6 protein-coding genes and 1 pseudogene are annotated in these 13,227 nt (G+C 51.5%); 6 read left to right on the forward strand and 1 reads right to left on the reverse strand.

Features of this window, described 5'->3' with window-relative positions; translation table 11 throughout:
- Window positions 1–30: 30 nt before the first annotated feature.
- From ACLRGG_RS20085 to ACLRGG_RS20100, 4 genes are all read left to right on the forward strand, one after another.
- Window positions 31–1,227 carry a hypothetical protein gene (locus ACLRGG_RS20085; RefSeq protein WP_416251419.1) on the forward strand — a complete coding sequence of 399 codons (1,197 nt, stop codon included), beginning with the start codon at window positions 31–33 and terminating at the stop codon, window positions 1,225–1,227.
- Window positions 1,224–2,360 (forward strand): Imm72 family immunity protein, encoded by a 1,137-nt coding sequence (locus ACLRGG_RS20090; protein WP_416251420.1) that lies wholly within the window; start codon window positions 1,224–1,226, stop codon window positions 2,358–2,360. The genes ACLRGG_RS20085 and ACLRGG_RS20090 overlap by 4 nt, the downstream gene beginning before the upstream one ends.
- Before the next feature lie 970 nt (window positions 2,361–3,330).
- Window positions 3,331–3,783, forward strand: a complete 453-nt coding sequence (gene tssE / locus ACLRGG_RS20095) for a type VI secretion system baseplate subunit TssE (RefSeq protein ID WP_416251421.1) — start codon at window positions 3,331–3,333, stop codon at window positions 3,781–3,783.
- Window positions 3,784–3,824: 41 nt separating this feature from the next.
- Window positions 3,825–5,204 carry a VasL domain-containing protein gene (locus ACLRGG_RS20100; RefSeq protein ID WP_416251422.1) on the forward strand — a complete coding sequence of 460 codons (1,380 nt, stop codon included), beginning with the start codon at window positions 3,825–3,827 and terminating at the stop codon, window positions 5,202–5,204.
- 129 nt (window positions 5,205–5,333) lie between these two features.
- Here ACLRGG_RS20100 and ACLRGG_RS20105 read toward each other — a convergent pair whose 3' ends face one another.
- Window positions 5,334–11,234, reverse strand: a complete 5,901-nt coding sequence (locus ACLRGG_RS20105; RefSeq protein ID WP_416251423.1) for an autotransporter outer membrane beta-barrel domain-containing protein — start codon at window positions 11,232–11,234, stop codon at window positions 5,334–5,336.
- A gap of 672 nt (window positions 11,235–11,906) precedes the next feature.
- Between ACLRGG_RS20105 and ACLRGG_RS20110 the strand changes: the two genes are divergently transcribed.
- Together ACLRGG_RS20110 and ACLRGG_RS20115 are read left to right on the forward strand one after the other, a co-directional pair.
- Window positions 11,907–12,065 (forward strand): hypothetical protein, encoded by a 159-nt coding sequence (locus tag ACLRGG_RS20110; RefSeq protein ID WP_416251424.1) that lies wholly within the window; start codon window positions 11,907–11,909, stop codon window positions 12,063–12,065.
- Window positions 12,066–12,651: 586 nt separating this feature from the next.
- Window positions 12,652–13,227: pseudogene (locus tag ACLRGG_RS20115) on the forward strand (transposase); the annotation flags it as partial.

The raw sequence follows: 13,227 nt of genomic DNA on the forward strand, positions 1-13,227 counted from the left end.
AGATGTGTATAAGAGACAGCGCTTGGTGATGTGATTAAGTTTCTGAATCGTGTAGGCGAAGGCGATGCGGTGAAGTGGCTGAATAAACTGAACGTGGTGGAGTATCAGGCACAGCTGATTGAGAAAATGAGCGATTTTTGCACCACGATGATCACCGCGATAAACCAGATTTTGAAAGCCAGAGTGGGGCGGATTTTGCCGGAGAAATGGCAGGCCGATTTACTGCGTGTGCGGGATGGATTTGCCGCCCTGCAACCGCTGGCATCCAGGATGATCCCGCAGGCGCTGAAGGAGCTGAATGCGAAACTGCGGGTATTGCAGGCGCTGGTGTATAAAGGTGAAATCCATACGGTGGCAACGGGTAAGGGCAGGGCTGAAGTGCGGCGTGAAGCGGAAGCCTATCTGATAGAACGCCCGCTGCGGGATGCGCCAAAGCAGGGAACGCGTTTTCCGAGTATTCATGCGGAAAAATTTCATGAAGACAGGTTACGGCGTAAGTATTCGAAAAAAGGTTATCCAGATATTGTTAACTGGAAAGGAGAAAGCCCGTCATTCGTTAAAGGACAACAGGTCTTTACAGATATCGCTTCTTTTAGCGGTGAAATCACTGCTAAAAGTGCCCGGGAGATGGCAGGCAGTACGATTTTCCGGGCTTTCGGAAACGAGACTGCATTGGCAACTAAGTCCGGCGGCTCCTGGGCGGCAGGGGGATTTTGGGGCTATCAAAAAGTGCCTGGTGACGCAAATGAATGGCGACAATTATCGGCGGTACTGGATGAGTGGAATGGCAATGGTTTTCTGGGGGTACTGCATCTGCCGGAAGACCTGGCTGCAAGAATGCCCGGTACTAACGCCTGGCACGGCAGAATTGCGGAACAATTTGGGAACGAGGTTCCTGCTCAGTATCTGAAAGGTGGTGGTGAGCAGGTCATTATTAATCTGGATGAACTGCTAAAAAAAGAACTGAACAGAATCGGGGAGCAGGTAAAAGCGACCGGAAAACCTGCCAGTATTGAAATTAATGGCGTCAGAGCGGAATTTTATCCTTCCGGCTGGAAAGAGGTTGAAGGTGTGCATGGTTATACCCGGCCAGAGGGGGTTGAACCGCCCTATGCCACCTATACCCGGCAACTGCATGACGATGAGCTGCGCAGCAAAGTGAAGGACCGGATGATGATTAACGCGGCCCGCATTGAACACCAGACCACCACAGGAAATGAACCATGATGTCCATTGAAAAAACCAGATACCCGATGACCGATGATGTCGTGAGGCGCAGGTTATTTTGGCTGTTACAGCGCCTAAGCAGCTATACATTGTGGCAACGCAAACGGGATAACTGGGCGTATTTTGCAAAGAAATATGAAGAGGCACTAAAAAACTGGCCTGAGGATAAATCTGATGGATTTCATCCGAAGAACATTATCTGGATTTATGATGCTCTGCGTCTTTATGACGAAGGATTATCGGAACTGGCTGCGGGCAACCGACAGGTGTGGCAGGTTAAAACGGGTGAATTTGACCAGCTTGATCGACCTGTTGGCTTGATTGAAAGTTTTTTTTATCCACTGTGCCACGAAAGAGGGGTGCAAAGTGCACCATATCCACCTGATATTGAAAAATTGAACAAATTAAAGATCGCAGCAAAAATACACGGTGATTATCTGGTATATCCACCACACAATAATGTGTGTAACTTTTTTGATGCGGACTTTTTACTGAATCCAGATAAGTATCACTACAATTTAAATAAGCTGGTTTACCCGGTATTCCCGAAAAATCTCCCGCCCGTACCGGAACGTAGCGACATTGTTATCGAAACCGACGATCCGGTTCCCTGCGACGGTATCTGGGAGCCGGTGAAGATTCTGTATAACCATAAACTTCTGGTGATTAAAGCTGGTATCAGCGGGTTTAAAAATCTGGGTGCCTATAACTATTTTATTCGTGGAATGAATGCTCCCCGCCAGGTTTATTACGACGTGTTAATGGAGAGTACTACGGAAATGCTGATAACCGACGATCCCATTCGCTATCGCAATGTTCACTGGCGCCTGGTCTGGGAGGATACCCGTTATTGTGACGGGATTATCCCTGATGAGTCGGAATACTTTCTGGATGATGCGCCGGGTAAACGTATTACCTGCCAGAGCGGGGAGCGTTGTCTGCACTCCGGCCACTGGGCAACCATCGCCGGAGGGCATCAGCAGTTTATTGATGTTGAGGCAGGGACGTTGATGCCGGAGGCGACGAAATATCAGAGTGATATGTACGCGCCTGAAATACGTATTCCGGCAACATGGAGCCTTTTGCAAAGGGAAGATGAAGGCAGTGTTTATATCAAACCGGAAGAAAATTAATCAGTCGCCTGTTTCTGGGACAACTATCTGGCTCTGTCTGACGGGTCGAGCCGTTACGTCGGCCCATTCCCCGAGGCGGTAATGATGTTACCTCTGAACAGGTAACGCTGGCAGATGTGCTGATTCACTTTATAGCTTAAAAATGCTGAGCATCGGCACAGATATTTAAACCCATAAAGCAAGGGTGTGCGACTAACACGGGATATAAATGATGGTTTTTTTAAAACCTTTAACAAAGTTGATGGTGCCGCCAATCGTGGCTATGCCCGTTTACCCTCGCGCTCAGCCATGAACTCTTCGGATTACACAAACTCATTGCGTAAGTCAGAGACCAACAAACAGACTGAGAAATAACATCGATTGCATAGATATCTAAATGGATTATGAATAATAAATATTCTGGTGAGCAGCATCAGAAGCGATAGGTTATTGAGGGCTGTCTTAATGCGAAAGAATCGATAAACTGGCAGGTAATTTACATTAATAAAGTTTAGGGGGTGTCACATAATGTTAAGTAAAATTAAACATGCAATTCTACTTCGCAAAAGAGTAAGGTTGAGTTATTTTTTTAACAGTCTCATGGTTCGTATATTAATTTTTATAACCATTAATACGGCCACTTCAGTTTACGTAAATATTTTCCCTGCCATTAAAATCAAACAACCAGTAGACAGGTTGCCTGATTTTGGGTTTTCTATATCCCCTTGTTATGGATTTATTTATTCGACGATTTTAATCGTTGGAGTAGGTGTTTTAATGATCCTTGATATCCAGCGACTGCGAGATATGGGATATCGGTATCCGGGAGTTATCAGCATTGTGCTGATTTTATTAGCATTGTTTTCGGAGGTGCTTAGTATCATGGTAAGAATAAATCTAATATCATTTTTAATCGATGCCGGACTATTAATATTTTATATATTAATGCTTTTCAGTGCATCGAAGCCAGTTATTGAGAGGAGAACCACTCATGTCGCATAGGAATCCCTCACTATGTGAAATACTTTACGGCAACTTTACCGGCGGCCTCGACCTGCATCAGGTCAGCGAAGAAAACCAGATCATTCTGTCGGTACTCGACAACATGCAGCGCATCCTTAACTGCCGCGCCGGTACGCTGGCGCATCTGCCGGACTATGGCCTGCCGGATATGACCAAAATCCTGCAGGGAATGCCGGGTACCGCACACCAGATGATGGGTACGCTTTCAGAGGTACTGCTGAAGTATGAGCCGCGCCTGAAAAACATTGATGTGGTGATACTGGAGCAGACGCAGCCCGGTGAACTTCGTTACGCCATTGATGCCGAGCTGAAAGATCTCGGCCTCGTGCGTTATGGAACTGAATTTATGCCTCAGGGGAAAATTCTGCTGCGGCATCTAAAGCAACAACAATTCCTTGATCCTCTGACGTCAGCATACTGACTGGCAAAAACTTTTATTTTTTACTTCCTTGAGCTATCCCTATGCCGCATTTTTCTGAACGTTATCTTAAAACCGGCGGCGACCCGCGCGCACTAACGGATTATACCGCCCTGCGCGATGAGCTGAGCAAACTGTCACATCCGGCGCGCCCGGATGTGAACTGGCAGTATGTTGAAAAACTCTGTCTTTCGCTGTTTGAGCAAAATGGCGTGGAGCTGCAGACGGCAGCCTGGTACACGCTTGCCCGTACGCAACTGGCTGGGCTGTTTGGCCTGACTGAAGGTTTGTCCATCCTGGAGGCGTTGATTAGCCTTCAGTGGGGCGCGCTCTGGCCGCAGCCGGTCCATGCGCGTATGGAAATCCTCAGTAGCCTGAGCCAGCGTCTGCAGCAACGGATGCGTACACTCCCGCTAAGCTACAGCGACCTCAGCCAGCTTTATCTTGCGGAGCAGCAGTTGACCCGCCTGGGCGCGGTACTACAGCGTCTGGAGCTTAAGCATCTTAGTCAGTTTGATGCGCTGCGTACCCTGATGTACAACAGTGCGGCTCGTCTGGAAAACAGTGACAGTACATCCAGTCCAGGGACTGCCATTGAGCCCGGGATGGTGCTGCCTGCAACGGCAATGAATAGCGCGGGCACGTCTGCGGATACTTTGTCCGGTATTCCCGCTGTAGGGAAAAACGAACCGGTTAACATGATGAAGTGGGTGTATGTGGCGCAGCCGGAACATCAGCCGAATGTTGACGTGTTGACGCCGGTAAAACCCTGGAAATCCTTCGCCGCCGGGATGTGTGCCATGCTGGTGTTAAGCGCGGGAGCAGCATGGAGCTGGCATGCCCTGCAGCGACCTGACCCGCTATACACTCAGTTTGCCGCATCCCTTACGCCGATACCTCAAATACTCACGCCCGCCCAGCGGGAAACGTTGCGTCAACAAGCACTCTTACCGCAGGCCTTTATCACGCAAACACAGCAGCAGCTATCCCGGCTGGATAAATTACCCCCTGACTGGAGCATCGATTACAGTCGTCAACTGGTTGAACAGGCGTTCGCACTGTGGCCGGAGCAGGCTAAGCCTCTGGTAACACAGTGGCAGCGGCAGTTGAAGGCTGCCAGCATACCGTCAGAAAACCTGAATGGCTGGCATCAGGGGATGACGAAGCTACAGCAACTGAGCGATCGGCTGAGCAAGCTGGATGAGAAGAAGGGGAAATATATGACGGTCAGTGAGCTGAAATCAGTGGTATTTTCCACCATGCAGTCATTTAATCACGCTATACCAGCTGAGGAGCAACTGCGGATATTGTCACAAAACCCTGCAGGAGAACCTTTACCTGTTGCTGCCAGGGCTCAACTGGAAATGCATCTGAAGCAATTAACCGCCCGTTATGCTGAAATAAAACAGAATACACCTAAATAAAACGGTGTTAAAAATTATGAGTGATTCAGTTTGCCACCATAAGAATCGTCCCGGACGGAATGAAGACATTAGTCACATCGCGGTGTGTGAATCAACGGGGAGCAGGTCACTTTCGCCTGCCCCTCCCGATCAGAATGTCCACCTTATGCCAACATTGTAGCCCCAGCCCTTAGCGCCGTTACTGTCAATCTCTTTGCGGTAGTCCGCTTCGGCATAGAGCGACACATCATTTCTAAAGGTAGCGGTGCCGCCGATGCCAGCTTCCCACATCTGCCCGAACTTGCCGCTGGTGAAGGTGTGATCGAGGCCGTCGATATCCTTCGCGCCAACGGTCGTTTTCGCATTGCCGCCCCAGCCTTTAAAGTAATTAGCACGCAGATATGGCGTGTACTGACGGCCGCCGTCATCGCTCCAGCTACGATCAAGCTTCGCGCCAATGCGTCCAGCGGTCTGGTTATAATCGTTGTAGCTGACAGCAAGGTTCTCCTTATCGGTAAAACTGTCCATCGCCAGATGCATGTAGATCAGCTGTACCTGCGGCTCCAGGCGCACGCCGTTGCCCAGCGCAAAGGGATAGCCGCTCTGCAATGAGGCGCTCCAGCCCTTGCCTTTGATCTTCGCCACGTCTTGCTTACGACCAATGTCCGTTTCGCCACGGTGCCAGTGATAAGCGAGCGTGCCGTCCAGATAGAGGCCACTGTCCCGTAGCCAGCTGCTGTAAAGCGCGAGGCTGTCGCTGTTGAAAGTGGTGCTGCTATAGCCGTCAGCCGCATCAGGACGCAGACGAGTATTGCCGCGCGTATAAGCAATCCCGCCGCGCAGGCTATCTTTGTCGCCGTCCAGCCGCAGGAGATCCCCGCCCACCTGTAACGCGCTGTAATCCAGATCGAAGTTGTAGCCGAAGTCATTGAAGCTCTGGCTGGTCTTATAGCGCAGGTTCGAGCCGGTATAGCGCACGAACATGTCGCCGCCGTCTCCGGCAGGCAAATCCTGCTGATGGCGCAGCTCGCCCAGGCGCTGTTGCAAATCGCCGAGGACAGCGGCGGTGTAATACATCAGCCCGACCGGTGCGGAAACGTAAGCTGGCACCTGTGGCACTACCGCAGCGCGGGAGGAGGCACCGCGGGTGACGAAGTCGTTTGCCAGGCGATAGTCCCAGAACTGGTTACCGCTGCCCGCCACCAGCCGCTGGTCGGCCTCGCTGCTGCCCGGCGCAAAGCTGTAGAGTGCGTACCTCCACGGCCCGGCTGCCAGATATCCCCCCTGCAAGGCGAAGCTGTCGGCACTGGCGTTACCGGCGACCTGCGCCAGCGATATGCCTTCATTCGCTTCGATAACCGCGTTATGGTTAATATCGCTCAGCAAGCCGGTACTGGTCGCCGCTGGCGTCACTTCAATTAGCGCGGTGCCGTTAGCATCGCCGGTCACGCGCAGGGTATCGCTGCTCTGGTTGCTTAACGCGCCGCCGCCGTTTAACACGCTGTTAAGCCGCAGCCGGCCGTAAAGCGAATTCAGCGTGCCGTTAATGGTCAGCGTATCGCCCGGTAATCCGCTGCCGTTGGTCAGATCCAGCGTTCCGGCGTTGTTCACCACCAGCGAATCGCCGGTTGCGCCCGCCAGTACCGGATTGACGCCGTTCCCGGCAAACAGCGTCGAGCCACCGTCGATATTGATAGTGCTGTGCGCCAGCTTAAGGCTGTCGGTCAGGGTCCAGTCGGTGTCAAGAAAGTTGATGGTGCTCCAGCCCGCGCCCAGATTGACGCCGCGGCTGAGATCGTCGCGGGTGAAGGAGCCGCCGCTGGCCGCGATGTCGCTCAGGCTCAGCGTGCTGCCTTCGCCGCCCGCCGTGGTGATATGACTGACGTCCTTCAGGCTGACATTCTGTACGTAAGCCTGATTATTCACGCCGCTGCCCATGGTCAGGCTGCCGTTAATGGTGCCCCCGGTTAGCACCAGCGTATCGGTGCCGTTACCGGTATCGACATCACCATTGACCGCGCCATCAATTAACGCGATCCGATCGTTAGTGGCCCCACCAGCCACCAGCGGCGTCTCGGGATATTGCGTGCCGAGGGTCCCTTCGTTGATAAAAAGCGTGCTGCCCCCGCGCAGATCGATAACGGGCGCAACGGTACTCCAGGAGTAAATATCCCCCCGGTTAATCACTTCGCTGGCGGTGCTGGTGACAATCGCCGAGCCGCCACTCTCGGTAGTAACGTAGATATTGCCCTCTGAAATAACCTGCCCGCTGGTGTTCGCCCGCACCCCCGTGCCGCCCGATCCCACCAGTATGGCGATGCCGCGCGGTATAACCATATCATTGCGGGTGGTAGAACCGTCGGCATTAGCAAAGGTGTAGCCCGTGGCGCTTCCTGACGGTTCGATGGTGACGGAACCCTGCGGATTAAACGACGTGGCGGAACGGATGCCGCTACCGCTGCCTCTGGCGTAAATATAGGTGTTGGTCATGGCGATATTGCTGGTTTCGGCCAGGTTATTAATGGCGCTGCCGCTGCCCATAGAGGTCAGGGTGGTGCCATCAATCGCCAGCCCCGTCGCCCCTTTATCCAGCAAAATAGCATCGGCGCTGCCGTCACCCTCGATTGAGTTGCGGAAAATACCGTCGCCCAGCACCCTGAAGCTGGCGTTATTGTTGACCCGCACGGCGGCGATGCCGTCTGAGGCAGCGAGCTGCGCACTTTCAGGGAAGTAGGTGCTCTCACCCTCGCTGGCCTCGATACCTATTCCCGATGCCACTTTTATCCCGCCGCTGTTGTAAAGCGATGCGCCATGCAGACGGATAGCGGTGCTGTTCACGCCCGTCAGGTCGATGGTCCCGCTGTTGGTCATGCTGTAGCCCACATCGAAGCCGGTGACATTTTTACCCGCCCCCTGAACCACGGCACGGTTATCAAAGTTGCTAAAGGCCGCGTCGCTGAATCCGCCAAGCGTATTGTTGCCGTTCAAAGTGATGGGGTTGTTGATCACCGCGCTGGCGCCGTTTTGCAGCCGGATTGCCGTTGCGCCCTCGCCGTTAACGATAAAGCGATCGGTGCCCTCCACGTAAGCGCCGTTGAAGGCGGCAATCCCCACGGAATTCTCGCCGCTCAGGGTGACCTCCGCCGGATTGATCTGCTGCAGCCAGGCGTGGTCGTTCAGCCAGTAAAGCGTTGAGTTCGCCGTGCTGACATCGGTACTGCCGCCATTGCTGACCAGTCTGGCTTCCCAATCGCCCGCCACATACCCCCTCTGGCGCGGATCGTGGAACACCACCGAGCCGCCGGTAACAATCGTGCCGCCGTCAAGGACCTGCCCGGCGATGGAGTTGGTACCATACAGATTAACAATGCCGTTCTGGTTGACGCGGGCCAGTTCTCCCCGGGCGATCGCCCCGTGCGTTGAGGCAAAATCGGGGGCATTGCCTGCCGTTACGTTCAGCGTACCGCTGTTGGTAATGGTGGTTGACGAGCCGTCGCCGGGAAACCAGAATCCTTCGGCATAAAGTGCCGTGCTGCCATTGCTGACATCAATGGTGCCGCTGTTATCAACTGAGGCACTGCTTAGCGCCCTGATACCCGATACCTCTTCTCCCTGCAGGCTGATATTGCCGGTGTTGGTTATCTGGCCTTTATTTTGCGCCGTCAGGCCCACTTCACCGTTGAAAAAACCGCTGATGTCGGCATGGTTGGTTAACCGCGTGCTGTCGCCATCCACCGCTGCGCCGGTGGCATTAAAGCTGGTGAGATTAAGTCGGGTCGCCTCATCAAGGGTACCCTGCGCGCCGCCACTGAGGTTGATACCGGTTGAGTACCGCCCAACGTTAATTATCGCGCCCCTGGTGTTGATCCCGGTTCCGCTACCGCTGCCGGCAATCCCGGTTGAAAAAGAGGCGTCCGGCGTGATGGTCATACCCGCGCCATCAAACTTCGCGCCGTTCTGATAGTTGAAAATTGTGGAGTACCAGGCGGTATCGTAAGCGCCATAGCGACCGTTTACCGGAAGATTGATTTTTGCCTCTGGCCCAATCACCAGATAGCCGGTTTGATACTCGCCGCCGCGGATATTGAACAGGCTGTCGGTATCCACTGTCGCATTGCCTTCCGCGTGGATACCGACGGCCCCTTTACCACCAAGGTTTATCGGGCCGGTGATATTGGCATAAGCGCTACCGTCCTCCTCGCCTTTTACCCACACCGCCGTGTTATAAGTGCCGTTGAGCGGATCGGCGCTGCCGTTAACGTTTATGATGCCGTCCGAATACGCGCTGGCGCGGTTGCCGCTGGTGGCAAGGACTTTAATCGCAGTGCTGTTATCGCCATTCAGGTTGATGATGCCCGTGTTGCCGACCAGACCGCCGCTGCCGGAGTCATTTACCGCCATAGCAATATTTTCTTCCGGCCGGAAATCTGCACGGCCATTGACATCGATGATACCGTTATTTTGCAAACGGGCGTTCGGACCAGCATCCACCCGCATTGCGGTGCTGCCCTGAGTCAGTGAGCCAATCACGATATGGCCGTCATTGATGGCGCTGCCGTCTCCTTCCACGCGAATACCAAGCGAATCGTTCAGCCTGACGTCCGCCGCCTCATCCGTCAGGCTGTTTTGCAGCGCACGTCCGAGATAGAGCGTGCCGCCCGCTACATTAGCAAAACTGGCCTCTTTGCCATTAACAAAAATACCATCCGCCGTCGACCAGTTCGCTGCGCCAACGTTGATATTGCCATTATTAATGGCGCTGCCAGCAAAAATGCCCAGCGCGGTGCCGTTGCCTGCCGTGTTTATCACACCCTCGTTGCGAAAATGGCTGTTATCTCCCATCAGCACGGTGTAACTGAAAACGGAGCCGTTTACCGTAGCGCTGTCTACGCCCGTGCCATCCGCCAGGTTGAGAAAGCTGCCATTAATGACACCATTATTAATGCCGGTAGCACCGCTTTGCAGCTCAAGCGCGCTGCCGTTAGAGGTACCCGTACTGATGCTGGAGACTTTACCGTTAATCACGGCGCTACCGCCGTTAGTGGCCAGTACGGCGCTGCTGCCGTTGATCACCTCCAGCGTTTTATTCACCGTCGCGGTCGCTTTTGCCCCGTCGGCGCTGAGCACCACCAGTTCGCCAATATCCTGTGCGGCCTCATCGCCAGGGTCCTGCGCTACCCTCCTGTAGACAATTTCGCCGCTGGTGATCGAAACCGCCTTATCCAGCTCACTGCTGTAGCTGTCCGGGCTGAGCCTGCCAATGCTTAACTGATTAATCAGCCAGTTATTGTAATTTTGAAAGTCGCTGAAGCGGGTGACGTTAAAACGGGTGGTATCGTTATCCCTTGTGGTGACGCTAAACTCGCCTTTATAAATCGCCACGCTGTCGACAGGAAGGGTCATATAAGACACGCCGTCGGGCGGCAGAATGGATGTAAAATTAATGCGGTTGTCGCTATTCCAGTTCATATTACCGCTGTCGGTGGCGGCAAACAGTCGGCTCTGCTTAGCTGCCATACTCCAGCCGTTGGTTTCAGCGGTAGTTGTCGCGCCTTTTGCGCCAATATCAACGTTGATTGTCCCTTTACTGACCTGCGCCACGCGGGCATTGATATATTGCCCACCTTTAACGTCAACGTAGTTGGGCACGTGCGTATCCAGCCCGATGGGTGGCAAATCGGTCATATTGGCTGAATTATAGACCTCGAAGGTGTCGCTGTCGCCGTGGCCTTCGTTATTGGGGATGCTAATAGGGTAATCCCGATTTCCCGGATCGAGACGCGGTTTACCCACCAGAGAGTAATCCGTGCTGCCACCAGGATTTTGTAGCTCGCCCAGCGTTAAGCTCTGCGCGCCGCTCAGTCCCGGGGCAAACCGCTGCACGCCGCTCAGCGTTTGTGTTGAGCCATTACAGACGCAGAAAACACCCGCCTTGTTGTCATTAAGATAAGGCGAGAAAGGCTTCAGCGTGGCCGCCGAGGTTTGTGAGACAGGAATAATGATTCCCTGCGCCGCGATAAGGCTCAGTAAAAGGGGATGTAATTTAAACAAGGATTTATCCTCCAGAGAGAAAAATTCATGCCTTAAAAAAATCCCGCCGTAATACCAGAGCGATGCCCGCTTTTCAGCAGGCATTCACGCAGCGCGGCAAAAGATTAATACTATTAATGGCATTATCATCACTGCCCGGAGAAAAGATCCATATAAACTTAACGTGGTAGATCGCGTTCATAAAAAAATAAGAATATTACCAGGTCGATTCTGAATTAAAGTGGACCTTAAATAATCGGTACGACATTGATGAACTGAGAGTTAGCCCTCAGCTTTAGTCTTAACCTAAATTACATCTTTCTGTGTTCTGTTTAGTGTTGAAAGCAGGGTTCTTTGTGAATTACGCTAATCGCTTTACTCACCATGATAGTTTTTTCTTTTTGTGTAACGGCAAGAATGACAATCGTCGGGGAGGTTAAATTACCTGCACTAAAATAATCCCTGAACCCGCTGCGAAAGAAATATCGCTTTTGTGGGAAGTGGAGTTGACGCCTGGATTGATGAAAAGATTTTTTCTTCACCTGGTCAGGCTGCATAAAATCTATTACCAGGTATTTATATTCAGTTTAAAGTGATTGATCGTCTGAAGAATAAAAGGTCTCAAAAGCGCATACAGAGCGTTTACGAGATATATTAAAAATCACATAATGAAGCATGACAGAGGCCACATTGGTGGCTATTGCTATTGCTATTGCTATTGCTATTGCTATTGCTATTGCTATTGCTGTAATGCTAAATATCTTCAGTAATATGCGACAGCACTGTTTTGCGTTGTGTCCATTTTTTTCGCAACTTCTGTCTGGTCTGTCAGGAACAGACTCTGCTAAATAATCTAAATCATATGCGGTGGTGTCTGTCCACGTCGTGCACCATTATCATGGCCTATGTCGAAAACAAAACCATGCACAAACGATCTGTTATTAAACTCTATGTATTTTTAATGACGCCCTTTATTTTGGGTTTATATACATCCCATCGTTGAAGTCATCGCAGCATAATGCGTATTTTTGCATTTGAATTTTATAGTTTTCTATACTATATATTTTACCTTCATACAACATTTTTACCTTCCTTAAAATGCTCCTCCTTGTTATGGTTTGCCGCTTATCAAAACGGGTTTTTCATTCTCATGAGTATATCAATATTACATTTAAATTTGTTGTCAAGTGGCTTGATTAACTATATCAGATGTTATGCTTTTATTTGGCGATTTTAGGATTAGGTGATTTAATACTAATAATCTATAGATGCTCTGTGTTTAACTGGACTAATAAAGCATAAACAGAGCTGGCGGGATATAATACCGTCTTGCCACAAATAATTATTATTATAATTTCTAACAGTTGTAGTGGCAAACTGAATTTGGCCACCTGAACAGAGGTGATATCATCACCTCATAGTCAATACAGGTGACATTATGACCGGACGTAACAGACGCAATTTTAGCCCCGAGTTTCGCCTCGAAGCTGCCCAGCTTGTACTCGATCAGCACTACACCGTTGCCGCTGCTGCCACTGCGATGAATGTCGGCAAATCCACGATGGACAAATGGGTTTGACAACTGAAAGAAGAGCGAGCGGGAAAATCACCCATAGCTTCACCCATGACACCTGAGCAGATTGAGATACGTGAATTTAAGAAAAGACTTCAACGCGTTGAAATGGGAAGAGATATATTAAAAAAGGCTACCGCGCTCTTGATGTCAGACTCCCTGAACAATTCTCATTAGTTGAGAAACTCAGGGCGCGGTTTCCTGTTGCCGTTGTGTGCAACGTGTTTGGGGTTCATCGCAGCAGTTATAAATACTGGCGGCAGCCGAGGATGCCTGACGCCACGAGAGTGGCATTACTGAGCCTTGTGCGTGAAGTTTATCGCGAAAGCAACGGCTCAGCAGGAGCGCGAAGCATTGCCGCGATGGTCACTACCAAAGGTATAAAACTAAGTCGCTGGCGGGCAACAAAGCTGATGAAAGTGAATCGCCACGGGTTTAACA

This window comes from Erwinia sp. PPS120, from assembly GCF_047918655.1.
Lineage (GTDB): Bacteria > Pseudomonadota > Gammaproteobacteria > Enterobacterales > Enterobacteriaceae > Erwinia > Erwinia tasmaniensis_A.